Below are 16,998 nucleotides of genomic sequence, written 5' to 3' on the forward strand. Positions count from 1 at the left end.
CAGACGCCGAAGCACACCTGACACCTCACGATTCCCACGACCTCATGCTCCGGTAATCGGTTCATTCCAGTGCAGTCCAGGTGAAAACGACCTCTGAGAAGGTGATGCCGAAGGTCGGTGAGGCGGGGCCGACAGTGCCGTCGGACCGCTGGACCATGGTGGCGTCGGCTTTTTTCCATGCGCCTTCGTAGCGGGTCCACACGGGGGTGGAGTACTGGCGGCGCGTGGTGGTGCCGTCAGGGTTGGCGAAGGTCTCGGCGTCTTCTTCGCGCCGGCCCAGTATCTCCACGGGCTGCCCGGTCTTCGCGGCGAGGCCGGCCGCCTTGTTCTCGGAGGCGGTTGTCGACCCCGCCGAGGGGGAACCGTCTTCCGCTGCGGCGGGAGCCGCGGCTGCCGCCGGGAGAGCCTGGACGCTGACACCTGCCGCCGCCGAGATCGACAGGGCCACGAGAGCCGTTGCCAGACGCCTCCTTCTGCGACCTGTGAGCCGAGGATATTTCATCAGATTCCTTTCGGGAAGCACGCCCCGGAGAGTACGCGAAACGCGATGTCGATTTGAGTTGCATTCAGCCTTGCAGCCACCCCTTGAGTTCGGACTTCGAAAGGCCGCGTAACTGTTCACATCTTCTGCACATCTTTACCTTTTGTGAAGATGACTCTTGTTTTTCCTTCATTCCTCCTGGTCAGGTGGCATTGACATGTGATGACTGCATGGAGATCGCTTTGGTCTCCGTGATTTCTGATGTGTCTCAAAGTCGTTCCTGTTTCTCTTGTGCATGGGCCACCTAATCGGCTTTCCTGTGACTGATCTTTGTAGCGAGAAGGTCTGAGGGTGGGGATTTCCATGGCGTTCCGCCGCAGCTTTGGCATGCCGTTTTCGGCTCATCGGTTGTTGCGGACGCACCGCCTGACGACGGCCTTGGCCGGTCTGCTCGCCGTGGTCCTGTGCGTGACGTTGCTCGAAGCCCCGAGCTGGGCCGCGCCCGCCGCCCCCTTCTCGCCGCGTGCCGTGCCGAAGCCCGTATCGGTGCCCGGCAAGGACCTGGTCACCCACCGCACGGTGGTGCGCTCACAGTCCGATCTGAACGTCTGGCACCCACCGGGGAGAGTGACCTGGCCTGCTGCGGGGGAAGCGGACGTGACACTTCCCGCCGGCCCCGCGGGGGCGAAGGCGAAGAGCGGTGTCCGCCGTGTACAAGCAGGCTCGCTTCCGGTGCGTGTCGGCCGGCCCTCCCGCCCGGTTTCGGGCAGCGGCAAAGCGGCCCGGACCGCCGGCAGCACAGCGCCGAACCGACTGCATGTGAAGGTCGCCGACCATAAGGCCGCCCAACAAGCCGGTGTCGAGGGCCTGTTGCTGTCGCTCCGGCCTGCAGAAGCCTCCGCCGCGACCAGAGCGGCCGACGTCCAGGTGGACTACACGGGCATCACCGCCGCATACGGCGCGGACTGGGCCTCACGTCTGCGTCTGGTACAGCTCCCCGCCTGCGCACTGACGACACCCAAGGCGGCGAAGTGCCGCCAGGGCGTACCGCTGGCGACGGACAACAACGCGAAGTCTCACACCCTGACGGCGACCGTCGCCCTGCCCCCCGCTCAGAAGGCATCCGGTTCACCCTCCCTGGCAGCCGGCAAGGCCTCCGCGCAGAGCACGGTGGTGCTCGCCGCCGAGGCCGGTGCGACCGGTGAGGGAGGGTCGTTCAAGGCGACCTCGCTGACCGCGTCCGGATCGTGGTCGGCAGGCGGGAACTCCGGTGGGTTCGGCTGGAACATCCCCTTCGCGGTACCGCCCGTACCGGGTGGTCTGCAGCCGAAGGTCGGGCTCACCTACAACTCCTCGGCGGTGGACGGGCGGACCTCCTCCACCAACAACCAGACCTCATGGATCGGTGAGGGCTGGGAGTACTCGCCGGGATACATCGAGCGGACCTACGCCCCGTGCGAGAACGACAAGAAGGGCGGCAACAACACCGAGAAGGTCGGTGACCTGTGCTGGAAGTCGCAGAACGCGACCATGTCCCTGAACGGCAGGTCCACGCCTCTGGTGTGGGACGCCGGCAAGAACGTGTGGAAGCCCGCTGACGACGACGGATCCCGCGTCGAGCTGATCAAGGGCAGTGCCCCGGACGACGTGAACGGCGACCAGGACTACGAGTACTGGAAGCTCACCACCGTCGACGGCACCCAGTACTGGTTCGGGAAGAACCGGCTGCCCGGCTGGAGCAGCGGAAAGAGCGAGACGAACTCCGTCTTCACCGTCCCGGTCTACGGCAACCACAGCGGTGAACCCGGGCACGGTACGGACTTCGCGTCCTCGGTGCAGACCCAGGGATGGCGCTGGAACCTCGACTACGTCGTGGACCCGCACGACGACGCCATGGCCCTGTACTACGCCAAGGAGACCGGCTACTACGCGCAGAACAACAAGATCGACGACTCGGTCTCCTACACCCGCGGCGGTTACCTGACCCGGATCGACTACGGACTGCGTGCGGGCGAGGCCCTCACCACCGCCACCCCGGCCGGTCAGGTCAAGTTCGACGTGGCGGACCGGTGCCTGTCCGACTGCACCTTCGACAAGGACCATGCCCCCAACTGGCCCGACGTACCGGTGGACCTGGACTGCAAGGCGGACAAGCAGTGCCTGGAAGCCGCTCCGACCTTCTGGTCGAGCAAGCGTCTGAAAGCGGTCAACACCTTCGCCCTGCAGGGCAGCACGATGCAGCCGGTCGACACCTGGACCCTCACCCAGTCCTACCCCGGCACCGGTGACGTCTCCACTTCCACTCTGTGGCTGGACTCGGTCCAGCACACCGCCAAGGCGGGCGCTCTGGCCGACCTGTCCACACCGGCCATCACCTTCGGTCACGTCCTGATGGCGAACCGGGTCGACTCCTCCGAGGGCCGGCCGCCGCTGAACAAGTACCGCATCGACCGCATCACCAATGAGACCGGCGCCGACACGCTGGTCACCTACAGTCCCACCGAGTGCACCACGGGCAACCTGCCCGCCCCGGACAAGAACACCAAGCGCTGCTACCCGTCATGGTGGACGCCGGACGGTGCCGTCGACCCGGTCAAGGACTGGTTCCACAAGTACGTGGTCACTCAGGTGATCGAGGACGACACCACCGCAGGCTCCGGGTCCCCCTCGAAGACGACGACCTACGAGTACGCCGACGGCCCCAACTGGCGGCGCGACGACAACGAGTTCACGCTCGACAAGCACCGCAGCTGGAGCGACTTCCGCGGATACGGCACCGTCCGCACGCTCACAGGCACGACCAACCGCACCAAGACCGAGACCAGCTACTTCCTCGGCATGGCGGGTGACACCCTGGCCGACGGCAGCGCCAGAAGCGTGCCCAAGGTCAACGGGATCACCGACCGCGACGACTTCGCCGGCCGGACAGCCGAGACCCGTACCTACGACAAGGACGGCACCGACGGCAAGGTGGTGGCCAAGACCACCTACGTCCCCTGGGAATCCGACGCCACCGCCACCCGGCACATCACCGGGATCACCGACCCCGACAAACCGGGGACCGCAGGCCCCGACCTGCCCGACGCCGTCGCCCACCTTTCCGGGACCGTCGCGGAGAAGGCCTCCACGCTCCTCGACGACGGCACCACGTGGCGCACCCTGACGACCACCCGTACCTACGACCCGGTCTACGGCCTGGTCACCTCCCAGGGCGACGGCGGCGACAGCGGCCACGGCGTCGAGCCGGTGTGCACGCGCACCACCTATGTCACCCCCGACAAGACCAACTGGCTGATCGCCTACCCCAGCGAAACAGTGACGGTCACGTCGGCGCGCTGCGACGGCGGGATCCTGAACACCAGCATCACCAGCTCCTCCCGCACGTCGTATGACGATCAGGAACCCGGCACCGCTCCCAAGGCCGGTAAGGCGAACGTCACCAAGACCGAGCAGGCGTCGAAACTCAACACCGACGGCACGCTGCTCTGGGAGACCACCAACCAGGCCTCCTACGACCAGTACGGCCGCGTGACCACGAGCAAGGGCCAGGACAACCAGCCGGTCACCACCGCCTACACGCCCGCCACCGGCGCGCAGCCCACCACCGTCACCGTCACCAACGTCAAGAAGCAGGCGACCACCACCACCTTCGACGGACTGCGCGGGCTGGCCCTCACCACCACGGACGCGAACGGGCGCACGGCGACCAGCCAGTACGACAGTCTGGGTCGCCTGACCAACGCGTGGAGCGCGGGCCGGGCCACCACCGACGACCCCAACGCCACCTTCACCTACGCCATCTCCTCCTCCGCACCGTCGGCAGTGACGAGCAAGCAGCGCCGGGAAGACGGCACCTGGGCCACCTCCGTCACCCTGTACGACTCCCTGCTGCGTGAACGCCAGACCCAGACCGACGCCGTAGGCGTGACCGGCCGCACCATCACCGACACCTTCTACGACACCCACGGCCGCGCCTTCCAGACAGACGCGCCGTTCTACAACGACCAGCCGGTCTCCACGAAGCTGCTCAGCGTCACGCCCAACCAGATACCCGCCTCGACGGTCACCGAGTACGACGGCCGGGGCCGCCCCACGGCCGCGGTGACCCTCTCCCTGAACGTGGAGAAGTGGCGCACCACCACCACCTACGGCGACACCTGGACGGCCACGCTGCCCCCGGCAGGCGGCACGGCTGAACTCGCCGTCAACGACATCCGCGGCCGGACGATCGAGCGACGCGAGTACAAGGACCGGACCCCGGCCATCGGCGCGTCCGCCGACCACTACGAAGCGACCCACTACACCTACGACGCGGTCGGCAACCTCACCAAGGTCACCGACGCGTCCGGCCGCAACAGCTGGACCTACACCTACGACCTGCGCGGTCGCCAGGTCGCATCCAGCGACCCCGACAAGGGGGCCGGCACCACCGTCTACGGCGACGACGGGCGCGTCGCGACCGTCACCGACGCCCGTCACACCACCCTGGCCACCACGTACGACGAACTCGGCCGCAAGACGAGCCTGCGCCTCGGCTCCATCACCGGCACCAAGCTCGCCGAGTGGACCTACGACACCGTCACCGGCGGCAAGGGGCTACCGGCCACCTCCACCCGCTACGACACGTCCGTCACCCCTGCCGCCGCTTACAAGACGGAAGTCACCGGCTACGACACGGCAGGCAAGCCGACCGGCACCAAGGTGACAGTGCCCTCGGTGACCGGTGAGGAGAAACTCGCCGGCACGTACACCGTCGCCACCACCGCCACCCCCGTCAACGGCCTGCCCGCGACCACCGCCTACAGCACCACCAACACCAACGCCACCACGGCCCTGCCCGCGGAAACGGTCACCGACCACTACGTGCAGGACCAGCTCTCCATCGTCGACAGCACCCTGAACCAGGCATACCTGCGCGGCGCTACGTACACCCCGTTCGGCCAGCTCGCCCAGGCCCAGCTCGGCAACCTCGGCACTCTCGTCACCCAGACCCTCGGCTACGACCTCGTCACCCAGCGCCTGTCCACCTCGATCACCGACCGCCAGGCCGCGGGCCCGAAGACGCTGTCGAACATCAAGTACTCCTACGACACCGTCGGAAACCTCACCCGGGTCCGCGACGACCAGAGCGACGGCACCGTAGTCGACGACCAGTGCTTCGCCTACGACTGGGCGCGCCGCCTCAGCGAGGCCTGGACCACGGGCGACGGCTGCGCCACCAAGCCCGTCAACGGCACTGGCACTCCGAAGCTGGGGACCACCGACCCGTACTGGACCAGCTGGACCTTCACCGGTAGCGGGGACCGCGCCACCGAGACCCAGCACAAGGCGGGCTCCGTCACCGCCGACACCACCCGCACCTACAGCTACCCCACCACCGTCGGTGCCGCCCAGCCGCACGCAGTGCGTACCGTCACCGCCACCGGAGGCGCGACGGGGGCGGATGCCTACCAGTACGACACGACCGGCAACCTGACCAAGAAGACCCCCGCCGGCGGCCCCGCCCAGGACCTCACCTGGAACGAGGAAGGCAGACTCGCCACCTCCACCGTCTCCGGCGCCACCACCAAATTCCTCTACGACGCCGACGGCACCCGCCTCCTCAAGCGGGAACCCACCGCCACCACCCTCTACCTGCCCGGCGGACAGGAACTCCTCCTCACCAAATCCACCAACGCCCTGGCCGGCACGCGCTACTACACGGTCCCCGGCGGCTCAGCCGTCCGCACCAGCAGCGACGGAAGGGTTCGGCTCCTCATCGCCGACCCCCACGGCACCAACACCCTCTCCATCTCCGCCACCACCCTCGCCACCAACCGCCGCAAAACCCTCCCCTACGGAGCGCCCCGCGGCACCGCCCCGACCTTCTGGCCCGGCCAGAAGGGCTTCATCAACGGCGACACCGACTCCACCACCGGCCTCACCCACATCGGCGCCCGCGACTACGACCCCGCCACAGGCCGCTTCATCAGCGTCGACCCCCTCCTCGAACTCGACAAACCCCAGACCATCGGCGGCTACGCCTACAGCGCCCACAACCCGACCACTTACAGCGACCCGACGGGCACGTGGCTCGACGACGGCACCGGCCACAGCGAAACCCGCCACGACGGCGGCGCGGCGGGCGCCGGAAACCCCTATGGCGAGGGCAAGCCCGCCGGCGGGGTCGGAGACGACGGCTGCTACTACAGCTGCGGCGACAACAGCGGCACCAACGGCGGAGGCACCAGCAGCGGCTCGACGAGCGGCGGTGGCGGCAGCTGGTGGGACGACCTCGGGGACTGGGGCGACGACCTCGTCGACTGGGGCAAGGAGAAGATAGCGCCTGTCCTCCACTACGGAAACAGCCTGGCGCATGATCCCAACTTCTGGAACGGACTGTTCCAGCTCGGCTCCGGTTCGCTAGCTGGAGGAGGAGGTCTGGCCCTTGGCGCCACTGGAGTCGTCGAATGCGGGACCCTCCTCCTTTGCCTCGCAGGAGCCCCTTCCATCGTAGGTGGTGCGGGTCTTGCTATTACCGGTTACGGGGTCGCCAGAAACGGCGCAGGTTTGCTCGGCAAGGCGTTCTCCGAAGCCTCTTCCGAGTCGGCGGGCTCAACGGCAGCCTCCCAGACCCCTGCGGGTAAGGCACCTGAAGCGCCCAGTATCGACGTCGGCAACTATCGTGGCCGATTCCAGGCGTACTTGCACCGTAGAGGTGTGAAGCGACTGCCGGACGACTGGGACGCTCACCACGCCATCCCGCAGGAGTATCGAGGGCACCCGGAGTTCAAGGATTTCGACTTCGATGCCCCGTCCAACATGCGTGGAGTGCCCGGTAGTAGAATGAAGTCCCGCGGGGCCAATGTTCATCAAGAGATAACCAATCAGTGGAAATGGTTCCGCGATACGAACCCGGATCCCACGCGAGCGCAAATCGAAGACTTCGCCGGACAGATCGATAGGGGGTACGGTGCCTATTTCTGGGCTGAACGTTGATAGATGGATCGACGAAATGTCACGTCTCGTCTTGCGGTTCACTGCAGGATTCGAGGCCGCGTATGGATATCCGCCAGGTGAACACTGTGTGCTGCGATCCACTGATCGTAAGGCCAGCGAATCGCTCGCGGCGGCTTTGGGGGGCTCGGGTGCGCAGGACTTGATAGATTTCTATGCGCATGTTGCGCGAATCTCTCTTCCCGATGTCGGAGCTGGGTTCTTCGCAGACGAGGTTGAAGACGTGATCGACGGGTTGCGTGGTACTCAGCCGACACGGGTTTCCGGCGTGTCCGAGAGGAATGTCGTGGTTTTTGGATCTGAAGGTGGCGGTGCGCTGTTCGCCGCCGATCGCCAGACAGGAGAGATTATCCGACTCGAAGGCGGAGCCCTCGTTGGGTCTGACTATGAGGTTGAAGGGCCTGGTGTAGCTGTCATTGCGCGGGATTTCAGTGAGTTCATGCAGTTCCTCCAGAGAGAACTGTTGAAGCAGATCTCGTCAGAGGGGTAGGTTCGCCAAAAAGTGCGGGGGCAGTGCTCCGGCTGAGGACGGGGAGTGACCGCCCGCGCCGTCACTCCCGCCCCGAAGTAACCACCGCCAGCACCCCCGCTGCCACCCCCGCGATCAGCAGTGGTGTCCCCAGGTCGCGGTGGACGACCAGCCAGGCGCCGAGCGTGGCGCCCGCCAGCATCGCGAACACGGATGCCGTGCGGCGCGGGGAGCGGTGGCCCGAGCCGCCGCCCGCGCGGGAGTCGGAGGCGAGGCCGGTCAGCGTCATCGTGAGGACCGTCGTCGTCAGGTCCGCCACGCCCAGCTTGCGGACCGTCGCGTTGCGCAGGCCCATCGCGAAGGCGGTGAGCGCGATCAGCGCGTACGTCGTGGTGGTGGCGTCCGGCACGGTGAACGCCACCACCGCCGAGGCCCCGACCAGAAGCGCCTCCGCGGCCAGCGTCACCCGTGCCCAGGTGCGGCGCGAGCCGCCGCCGTAGCGGACCGCGACCCGGCCGCCGGCCAGCGCGCCCAGCAGGAAGCACGCCAGTGACGTGAGGGTGTGCGGCACCGAGAAGCCCGGGGCGCCGGCCGCGGCGAAGCCGAGGACGACCACGTTCCCGGTCATGTTGGCCGTGAAGACGTGCCCGAGCCCGAGGTAGCTCACCGCGTCGATGATCCCGCTGGCCACGGTCAGTCCCAGCAGCACCGGCACCAGGGGCAGCCCCCGCGCCTCCGGGTCGGCGTCGTCCGGCCGCGCGTCCTGTGCACCCTCCGCTGTCATCGAACCTCCGGTCACCTGGACGGTCAGGGGTGTTCCCAAGTCCACCATGGAGGCGGGGGAGTCTCGGATGCCGGGGCGCCCCGCGTGTCCGTAGCGTCTGGGGCATGACGAAGCACATGAACAACACGCGTACAGCGCAGGGTGGTTGGCGGATGCGGCGGGGGCTCGCCGCCTCGGCGGCACTGCTGCTCGCCTCCCTCGCCGTCGCCCCCGCGGCGTCGGCCGTCACGGCCGGCGGACCCACCGCCCCGACCGTCGCCTCCGCCCACGCCGACAGCAGCGGCCGGGGCGCGCTGCTCTCCGTGGTCCCCGTCGCCGCGCACAGCCGCGCCGGGGTCGTGCGGTACCTGGCCGCCCTGCCCATGGACACCGGCACCGTCCGGTACGGCGTACGGGCGTACCGGCTGACGTACCGCACCGTCGACCCGTACGGCCGCCCCACCACCGCCACCGGTCTGCTCACCTTGCCCGAGGGCGGCGGGCGGCGGCTGAGCCTGGTGTCGGACACGCACGGCACCATGGTCGACCGGGACTACGCGCCGTCCGTGGCGGAGGACGGACGTGCGCAGTCGTACCTGTTCGCGTCGGCCGGACACGCGGTCGCCGCGCCCGACTACCTCGGGCTCGGCAAGGGGCCGGGCGTCCACCCGTACATGGACACGCGCTCGGCGGTGACCGCCTCGGTGGACATGCTGCGGGCGGCCCGCACGGCGGCGTCGGGGCTCGGGCGGACCGTGACCGGGGACGTGTACGTGACCGGGTTCTCGCAGGGCGGGCAGGTCGCGATGGCGCTCGGGCGGGCCCTCCAGCAGGGCGCCGGCCGGCACTTCCGGCTGCGGGCGCTCGCACCGGTCAGCGGGCCCTACGACCTGGCGGGCACGGAGACGCCGGCGCTCACCGACGGGCGGGTCAACGACATCAGCGGTGTGTTCTACATGTCGTACTTCCTCGTCGCGCAGAACCGGCTGCACCCCATCTACAAGGACCCCGCCGAGGTGTTCCGCGCGCCCTACGCGAACCGGGTCGAAGCACTCTTCGACGGCCGGCACACCGAGGAGGAGGTGATCCCGCAGCTCGCGCCGAACGTGCGGGAGCTGCTGACGGACCGCTTCTACGCGCAGCTCACCCACCCGAGCGGCGGACTCGCCGAGGCGCTGAAGGCCAACGACGGCACCTGCGACTGGAAGCCGGCCGTGCCGGTGCGGCTGTACGCCGGGAACGCCGACACGGACGTGCCCATCGGCAACGCCCGCAGTTGCTCCGGCACCCTGGCCGCGCACGGGGTGACGGCACCGGTGATGAACCAGGGGGACGTCGACCACGGGGGCTCGGCCATGGCCGCACTGCCGAAGATCGCGCGGTGGTTCGGCGCGCTGGAGGACACCCGCGGGCGGTAGGCGCCGCACGTGCGGACATGACGAAGGCGGCGGCCCGGGGATCGGGGGCCGCCGCCTTCGCGACTGCGGTGCCGGTGGCCCGCGCCGGGCGGATCGCACCCGGGGGCTCACTCGGACAGGGCCTGGTCGGCTCAGTACCAGCCGTTGGCCTGCCAGAAGTTCCAGGCGGCGGCCGGGCTGCCGTAGCGGGAGTTCATGTAGTCCAGACCCCACTTGATCTGGGTCTTCGGGTTGGTCTTCCAGTCGGCGCCGGCCGAGGACATCTTGGAGGCCGGGAGCGCCTGGACCAGACCGTAGGCGCCGGAGGAGGCGTTGGTGGCGTGCGGGTTCCAGCCGCTCTCGTGCTCGACGATGTGGCTGAAGGCGTTGAACTGGGCGTCGTCCGGGATCATCTGGTGCGCGATCGTCTTCGCGTCGGCGCCCGAGCCGGTGGTGGCCGCGTGCGCGGGGGCCGAGGTGAGGGCCATGCCGACGGTGGCGGCGGCCACGGCGGCGGTGGAGAGGGCCTTCTTCGGGGTGGCGATGCGGCGGATGAAGGAGACGGACACGGAGAACCTCTTGCGTCGGGGACGGGGGGCCGCGGACAGCCGGAGCCCGCGGGAGCGGGGGAGGAGCTGCCTGGTGCCGCGCCCCCGGGGGACCGTCGGCTCCTTGCGACGTCGTCCAGAGAAGCAGCCGGGAAATCCGTCCGCAAGCACCCCTTTTACTAGTGGTCGTCGCATCCTGGGTGATCCGTCCTGATGTGAGCGGCGTCTCAAAGCCCAGGTGGACGCGGGTAAAGCCGCGTGCATGACAGCCGCTCGCGGCTACGGCCCGGCATCGTAGGTGACCCACGTCATGTGGGGCGCCTCACCGGGGCCGTCACCGTGGGTCGGCGGGGCTCACCGACGGTTCACCGCGCGGCGGGATTCAGAGGCCGTCGAAGGTGACCGGCGTCTCGAAGGCGGCCCGCCGGGTGGCCCGCCGCAGCGCCCGCAGCACCGCCGGACCCACCACGAGGGTCAGGACGACCGTGACGACGGCCCGGCCCAGGTCCCAGCCGAGCGAGGTGGCCAGGCAGTACGCGAGGAACCGGGCCAGGTTGGCGCCGACCGCCGCGTGCGGGTCGAAGGCGATCGAGGAGGCGAGGGTGCCCATGAAGGGCCAGCCCGCGAGGTTCATGACCGTGCCGTAGGCGAACGCGGCGAGGAACCCGTACCCGGCCAGCATCAGCAGCTCGGCACGGCCGCGCAGCCGGTCGGGGCCCGGCAGCAGGCCCGCGCCCATGGTGAACCAGCCCATCGCCAGCATCTGGAACGGCATCCACGGGCCCACCCCGCCGGTGAGCAGCGCGGAGGCGAACATCGTCACCGAGCCGAGCACGTACCCGAAGCCGGGCCCGAGCACCCGTCCGCTCAGCACCATCAGGAAGAACATCGGCTCCAGGCCCGCCGTCCCGGCGCCGATCGGGCGCAGCGCGGCCCCGGTCGCCGCGAGCACGCCCAGCATGGCGACCGCCTTCGGGCCGAGGCCCGACTCGGAGATCGTCGCGGCGACGACGGCGACGAGCAGCACGAGCAGGCCCGCGAAGAGCCAGGGCGCGTCCTGCGCGTGCGCGCTGAGCTGGGCGGTCGGCGGGGCGAGGAACGGCCAGGTGAACGCGGCCACACCGACGGCGCTGACCAGGACGAGGGCGGCCAGGGAGCGCGGGCCCAGACGGACCGCGCGCGCCTGCCGGCCGGCCGGGGCGACGGGCGCGGGGGCGGGGGCACGGAGGGAGGAGGGCGCGGTCATGTCAGCGCCTCGCGGACCTGGGAGACCGTGAGCCAGTGCTGCGGGGCGAGGATCTTGGTGACCTGCGGGGCGTAGGAGGGGGAGGAGACGACCACCTCGGCCGTCGGGCCGTCGGCGATCACCTCGCCCTCGGCGAGCAGCACGACCCGGTGGGCGAGTTCCGCCGCCAGTTCCACGTCGTGCGTGGCCAGCACGATCGCGTGCCCCTCGGCGGCCAGGCCGCGCAGCACGGCGACCAGGCGCGCCTTGGCGCCGTAGTCCAGGCCGCGGGTCGGCTCGTCCAGGAGCAGCAGCGGCGGGCGCGCGGCCAGCACCACCGCGAGGGCGAGCGCGAGGCGCTGGCCCTCGGACAGGTCGCGCGGGTGGGTGGCGTCGGCGACGCCGGGAAGCAGCTCGCCGACCAGGGCGCGGCAGGTGCCGGGGGCCGCGTGCGCGTCCCGGTCGGCCGCCTCGCACTCGGCGGCGACCGTGTCGGCGTAGAGCAGGTCGCGCGGCTCCTGCGGGACCAGGCCCACCCGGCGCACCAGCTCGCGGGGCGAGGCGCGGTGCGGCACCGTCCCGCCGACGCGGACCACTCCGCTCCGCGGCTCCACCAGGCCGACCAGCGAGCCGAGCAGGGTGGACTTCCCGGCGCCGTTGCGGCCCATGAGCGCGATGGTCTCACCGGGCGCGACGGTCAGGTCGACGTGCCGCAGCGCCTGGACGCCGTCGCGGCGGACGCCGAGGGCGCGGACCTCGGCGACGGGGGCACCGGGGGCCGGGGCGGCGGCCGGGGACGCGGTCGCGGCCCCGGTCGTGCGCCTGCGAAGGAGCGCGCGCAGACCCGGCCGGCGGACCGTCCCGGGTGTTGTGGGAGCCGTCCCGGGTGTTCGGGGAGCCGCCGGTGCGCCGGGTGCCGTGGGGGTGGCGGGTGCGGGCGGTGCGGTGGGCGGGAGCGGTGCCGGGGCGGGCTCGCGGCCGCTCAGGCGCTCGCGCAGGTCCCCGGCGCGGCGCCGGGCGTCACGTACTGTCAGGGGCAGCGGCGACCAGCCCGCGAGCCGGCCCAGGTCCACCACCGGCGGGTACACCGGCGAGACGGCCATGACGTCGGCCGGGGCGCCCAGCAGCGGGGCGGCGCCCGGCGCGGGCAGCAGGACGACCTGGTCGGCGTACTGGACGACCCGTTCCAGGCGGTGCTCGGCCAGGAGGACCGTCGTACCGAGGTCGTGCACGAGGCGCTGGAGGACGGCGAGGACCTCCTCGGCGGCGGCCGGGTCGAGGGCGGAGGTCGGCTCGTCCAGGACGAGGACCTCCGGGTGCGGGGTGAGGACCGAGCCGATCGCGACCCGCTGCTGCTGGCCGCCGGAGAGCGTGGCGATGGGCCGGTCCCGCAGGGCGGCCAGGCCCAGCAGGTCCAGGGTCTCCTCCACCCGGCGCCGCATGACGGCCGGGGCGAGCCCCAGCGACTCCATGCCGTAGGCGAGTTCGTCCTCCACGGTGTCGGTGACGAAGTGGGACAGCGGGTCCTGCCCGACCGTGCCGACGACGTCGGCCAGCTCGCGCGGCTTGTGGGTGCGGGTGTCGCGTCCGGCCACGGTGACCCGGCCGCGCAGGGTGCCGCCGGTGAAGTGCGGCACGAGCCCGCTCACCGCGCCCAGCACCGTGGACTTGCCCACCCCCGACGGGCCCGCCAGCAGCACGAGTTCACCCTCGGGCACCTCGAAGTCCACCGCGCTGACGGTGGGTTCGGCGGCCCCGTCGTACGTCACGGAGACGTCCTCGAAACGGATCACGACGACTCCTCGCGTGCGTCCTTGCGTGCGTCCTCGCGCGAGCCCTTGCGGGAAGCGTCGGGCGCATCCTTGCGTGCGGCGGCGTCCGCGGGGGCCACGAACGCGGGGACCAGACCGAGCAGGACGGCCGCCGCCGGCCACACCGGCAGCCCGGGGGCGGTCAGCGGGACCACACCCGGGTGCAGGGCCTGCGGGTCGCGGGCGGCGGCCAGCGTCAGCAGCGCCGCCACGGCCGCACCGGAGCCGGCCACCAGACAGGAGCGCGGGTTCCAGGTGTCGGGGCGGTAGCGGGTGCGCACCGAGCGCCGGCCGCCGAGCCACAGCCCGGCGAGCGCGGCGGCGACCCCGGCCAGCAGCACCGGAAGGCCGTAGCTGCCGCCCTCGGCGGTGAGCAGCCCGTACGTTCCCGCGCACACCCCGAGCAGCCCGCCCAGGGTGAGGGCGGCGGTGGTGCGGCGCACGGCGGGCGCGACCTCGGCGGTGCGGCCGTAACCGCGGGCGTCCATCGCGGCGGCGAGCGCCACCGAACGCTCCAGCGCGCCCTCCAGGACCGGAAGTCCCACGTGCAGCAGCCCGCGCACCCCCCGGTCGGGCCGTCCGCGCAGCCTGCGGGCGGCCCGCAGCCGGCGCCCGTCGGCCACCAGGTGCGGGGCGAAGGTGAGCGCGACGACGACGGCCACGCCCGTCTCGTACAGGGCGCCGGGCAGGGACTTGAGCAGCCGGGCGGGGGCGGCCAGCGCGTTGGCGGCGCCCACGCAGATCAGCAGCGCGGCCAGCTTCAGGCCGTCGTACAGGGCGAACAGCAGCGCCTCGGCCGTGACCCGGCCGCCCAGCCGGATGCCCTGCGCCCAGTGCGGCAGCGGGACTTCGGGGAGCGTGAGGAGCACGTGCGTGCCGGGGATGGGCGAGCCGAGGGCGACGGCGAAGAAGAGCCGGACGACGAGGACGGCGAGCGCCAGCCGCAGGAAGGCGGAGTAGGAGCGCGCGGAGGGGGTGTTCGGGCGGCAGGTGACGACGACGTAGCCGGAGACCGTCAGGAGCAGGGCGAGCAGCAGCGGGTTGGTGGTGCGGGTGGCACCGGTGCCGAGCGCCAGCGCCCACAGCCACCAGGCGCCCGCGTGGACGCCGGGTCCGGAGCGGTGACGGGCCTGCGGACCGGCCGGGCGGGCGCGTGGACCGGCCAGGTGGCCGCGCGCACCGGGCCGGTGCGCGCGGAGACCGGTCCGGTGGGCGCGCCGCGCCTCACCGGCTCCGGTCCCGTCACGCATTCCTGCGCCGCCTGGCCTGCCACAGGGCCGCCCCGGCGAGGACGACGACCACCGCGCCGCCCGCGACGAGGCCGACGGACGGGCCGCCGTCGTCCTTCTTCCCGGCCGTGCCGGCCGTGTCCGGGGACGGCTCGCCGCCCGTGGCCTTCGCGCCGCCGCCCGCCGCGACCTGCTCGCCGCAGCCCTGGCGCGGGTATCCGGAGATCGCGCACAGCAGTGCGTTCGTGTCGTACCGCAGGGGCTTGGCGACGGCCGCCAGGGCCTCCGCCGTGGTGGCGTCGGAGGGCACGCGGGCGCAGGCCGTGCGCGGGGCGGGCGGGGTCTCCCCGGAGGGCGCGTCGGCCCGGGTGCCGAAGTCGAGGACCAGCGCGACGCGCTTGCTGCCGCCCTGCGCCGGGGTGCCGGAGCAGACGGCCGCGAAGTCCGCCGTCCCGCGCGGCTTGGCAGCGTCCTGTGAGTCCTGGCTCACCGCGAAGCGGAAGCCCTGCACGTCGCCGTCGGCGGGCCGGGCCGTGGACGGGCCCTGCGTGGCGTACGTCCAGGCGCTGCCGTCGCGGTCCCAGAAGGACCAGTACCGGTACCCGGCCGCCCGGGCCGGCCCGGCGGCCGCCGACAGCAGGACGACGGCGGCCAGGAGCAGCGCCGACAGCAGCGGCATGCCGGGCAGGGCGCGGAGGCGGCGGTGTGTCACGGCTGCTGCCTCTTGGCGCGGCTGCCGCGCATGCCCAGCCAGGCGGCGGCGCCGAGGACGACGACCAGACCGACACCGCCGACGATCCACCAGGCGGTGCGCGAGGAACTATCGCTCTTCTTCACCGTGTCGCCGCTCGTGCTGCCCGTCACGGGCGCCTGCGGTGCCGGGCCGGTCGCGTTCAGCGCCTCGACCAGGTCGAGGCCGCCGAAGGCGCGCGGGTCGGTGCCGGTGGCGTGGGCCGCGAAGATCAGCTGGGCGTACGCGGCAGGGCCGCTCTGCGCCGCCCACTTCCCGGCGTTCTTCTCCAGCCACTGCAACGGCTTCCGCGCCTGCCCGGCACCGCCCTGCGCGGCGAGCGCGACGACCGCGTCGGCGGTGTTCCCGTAGTCGGGCTGCGCGGTGGCGCCGGGGAGCGCGGAGGTGAGGTGGCCGTCCTCGGCGACGGCGTGCGCGAGGTAGGCGGCACCGCCCGCGGCGGCCCGCGCGGGCGTGGCGGCACCGGTGCCGGTGCAGCGGGCCGCGCCGCCCGCCTTCCCCTGCGGGGCGGCGGCCAGCCCCTGGCCGAGCGCGGCGACCACACCGGCGGCGGTCGCGTCCGCGTTGGCCGCGAGCTTGCCGTGCTTGTCCGGCTGGTAGGCGAAGGCGCCCGCCCCCTCGCCCTCGCACGGCAGGGCCAGCTTCAGCAGGGCGTCGTAGGGGGACTTGCCGTCCTTGACGACGGACGCGGGCTTCTCGCCCACGGCGGCGAGGGCGCCCACGACGACCGAGGTGGAGTTGGCGTCGCTGGGTCCGCCGGGCGTGTACCCCCAGCCGCCGTCCTTGTTCTGCACGGACTTCAGCCAGCTGACGGCCTTGCCGGTCACCGTGTCACGGGCGCCGAGCGCGGCGAGCGCCTGGACGGCGGCGGCCGTGCTGTTGGAGTCGACGGCGGTCCTGGCGTCGCACGCCTTGGACGGGTCGGCGCGGAAGGGCGCGAACGCGCCGCTCGCGCACTGCTGCCCGGCCAGCCAGTCCACGGCCTGCGCGGCGGGCCGCACGCCCACGGTGTGCTGCGCGAGCAGGGCGAGGGACTGGCGCCAGACGCCGTCGTACTTGGGGTCGGCGCCGCCGTAGAGGCCCGGCGGCAGCGCGGGCGAGGCGGAGGGGGCGGGGGAGGAGCCGGTGACGGCGGCTTGCGCCGGGGCCCCGATCACGGCGACGGCGGCGACGGCGGCCAGGGCCGCTGCGCTGCGGCGTATGTTCATGATCGGCGGATGCCTCTCCCTGCGGGGAGCCGGACAGCACGGGACACCCCGGCGGCTCGGCTCCGTGTCCCTCGACGGTGCCGTACGGCGGCGGGCTGCCGGCGTACGCGAGCCGCTCAC

Annotated in this window: 12 protein-coding genes; 3 read left to right on the plus strand and 9 right to left on the minus strand. The window is 71.6% G+C overall.

Annotation, left to right across the window (positions count from 1 at the left end; genetic code table 11):
- Positions 1-61: 61 nt before the first annotated feature.
- On the minus strand, positions 62-448 hold the full coding sequence (locus ABZ719_RS01540; protein WP_366723241.1) for a hypothetical protein: 387 nt from the start codon (positions 446-448) through the stop codon (positions 62-64).
- 434 nt (positions 449-882) lie between these two features.
- Positions 883-1,050, minus strand: coding sequence for a hypothetical protein (locus ABZ719_RS01545; protein WP_366723242.1), 168 nt, complete (start codon positions 1,048-1,050; stop codon positions 883-885).
- A 250-nt stretch (positions 1,051-1,300) separates the two neighbouring features.
- On the opposite strand from ABZ719_RS01545, the gene ABZ719_RS01550 reads away from it, so the two are divergent.
- Both ABZ719_RS01550 and ABZ719_RS01555 read left to right on the plus strand, forming a co-directional pair.
- Positions 1,301-7,459 carry an RHS repeat-associated core domain-containing protein gene (locus ABZ719_RS01550; RefSeq protein WP_366723243.1) on the plus strand — a complete coding sequence of 2,053 codons (6,159 nt, stop codon included), beginning with the start codon at positions 1,301-1,303 and terminating at the stop codon, positions 7,457-7,459.
- A gap of 16 nt (positions 7,460-7,475) precedes the next feature.
- Complete coding sequence (locus ABZ719_RS01555) at positions 7,476-7,967, plus strand: hypothetical protein (RefSeq protein WP_366723244.1); 492 nt, start codon at positions 7,476-7,478, stop codon at positions 7,965-7,967.
- Positions 7,968-8,028: 61 nt separating this feature from the next.
- Here ABZ719_RS01555 and ABZ719_RS01560 read toward each other — a convergent pair whose 3' ends face one another.
- On the minus strand, positions 8,029-8,730 hold the full coding sequence (locus tag ABZ719_RS01560; RefSeq protein WP_366723245.1) for a YoaK family protein: 702 nt from the start codon (positions 8,728-8,730) through the stop codon (positions 8,029-8,031).
- Positions 8,731-8,834: 104 nt separating this feature from the next.
- On the opposite strand from ABZ719_RS01560, the gene ABZ719_RS01565 reads away from it, so the two are divergent.
- Positions 8,835-10,127 carry an alpha/beta hydrolase gene (locus tag ABZ719_RS01565; RefSeq protein WP_366723246.1) on the plus strand — a complete coding sequence of 431 codons (1,293 nt, stop codon included), beginning with the start codon at positions 8,835-8,837 and terminating at the stop codon, positions 10,125-10,127.
- A gap of 131 nt (positions 10,128-10,258) precedes the next feature.
- On the opposite strand, the gene ABZ719_RS01570 is transcribed toward ABZ719_RS01565, so the two are convergent.
- From ABZ719_RS01570 to ABZ719_RS01595, 6 genes are all read right to left on the minus strand, one after another.
- The gene (locus tag ABZ719_RS01570) at positions 10,259-10,675 is read right to left on the minus strand and encodes a transglycosylase SLT domain-containing protein (RefSeq protein ID WP_366723247.1); all 417 of its coding nucleotides are present in this window, start codon (positions 10,673-10,675) and stop codon (positions 10,259-10,261) included.
- A gap of 361 nt (positions 10,676-11,036) precedes the next feature.
- Positions 11,037-11,900, minus strand: coding sequence for an ECF transporter S component (locus ABZ719_RS01575; protein ID WP_366723248.1), 864 nt, complete (start codon positions 11,898-11,900; stop codon positions 11,037-11,039).
- Positions 11,897-13,672, minus strand: a complete 1,776-nt coding sequence (locus ABZ719_RS01580) for an ATP-binding cassette domain-containing protein (RefSeq protein WP_366723249.1) — start codon at positions 13,670-13,672, stop codon at positions 11,897-11,899. Before ABZ719_RS01580 ends, ABZ719_RS01575 begins: the two co-directional genes overlap by 4 nt.
- Positions 13,669-14,940, minus strand: a complete 1,272-nt coding sequence (locus ABZ719_RS01585) for an energy-coupling factor transporter transmembrane protein EcfT (protein WP_366723250.1) — start codon at positions 14,938-14,940, stop codon at positions 13,669-13,671. Before ABZ719_RS01585 ends, ABZ719_RS01580 begins: the two co-directional genes overlap by 4 nt.
- Positions 14,933-15,598, minus strand: coding sequence for an SCO2322 family protein (locus ABZ719_RS01590; RefSeq protein WP_366723489.1), 666 nt, complete (start codon positions 15,596-15,598; stop codon positions 14,933-14,935). The genes ABZ719_RS01585 and ABZ719_RS01590 overlap by 8 nt, the downstream gene beginning before the upstream one ends.
- Before the next feature lie 29 nt (positions 15,599-15,627).
- The gene (locus tag ABZ719_RS01595) at positions 15,628-16,878 is read right to left on the minus strand and encodes a prenyltransferase/squalene oxidase repeat-containing protein (RefSeq protein WP_366723251.1); all 1,251 of its coding nucleotides are present in this window, start codon (positions 16,876-16,878) and stop codon (positions 15,628-15,630) included.
- Positions 16,879-16,998 lie beyond the last annotated feature (120 nt).

The sequence above is a fragment of the Streptomyces sp. NPDC006743 genome (assembly GCF_040703815.1).
In the GTDB taxonomy this organism is placed as follows: domain Bacteria; phylum Actinomycetota; class Actinomycetes; order Streptomycetales; family Streptomycetaceae; genus Streptomyces.

Coding starts and splice junctions, on each gene's coding strand:
- ABZ719_RS01555 (WP_366723244.1), top strand. CDS start 7,476: ATGTCACGTCTCGTCTTGCGGTTCACTGCAGGATTCGAGGCCGCGTAT.
- ABZ719_RS01560 (WP_366723245.1), bottom strand. CDS start 8,730: ATGACAGCGGAGGGTGCACAGGACGCGCGGCCGGACGACGCCGACCCG.
- ABZ719_RS01565 (WP_366723246.1), top strand. CDS start 8,835: ATGACGAAGCACATGAACAACACGCGTACAGCGCAGGGTGGTTGGCGG.
- ABZ719_RS01575 (WP_366723248.1), bottom strand. CDS start 11,900: ATGACCGCGCCCTCCTCCCTCCGTGCCCCCGCCCCCGCGCCCGTCGCC.
- ABZ719_RS01585 (WP_366723250.1), bottom strand. CDS start 14,940: ATGCGTGACGGGACCGGAGCCGGTGAGGCGCGGCGCGCCCACCGGACC.
- ABZ719_RS01590 (WP_366723489.1), bottom strand. CDS start 15,598: ATGCCGCTGCTGTCGGCGCTGCTCCTGGCCGCCGTCGTCCTGCTGTCG.
- ABZ719_RS01595 (WP_366723251.1), bottom strand. CDS start 16,878: ATGAACATACGCCGCAGCGCAGCGGCCCTGGCCGCCGTCGCCGCCGTC.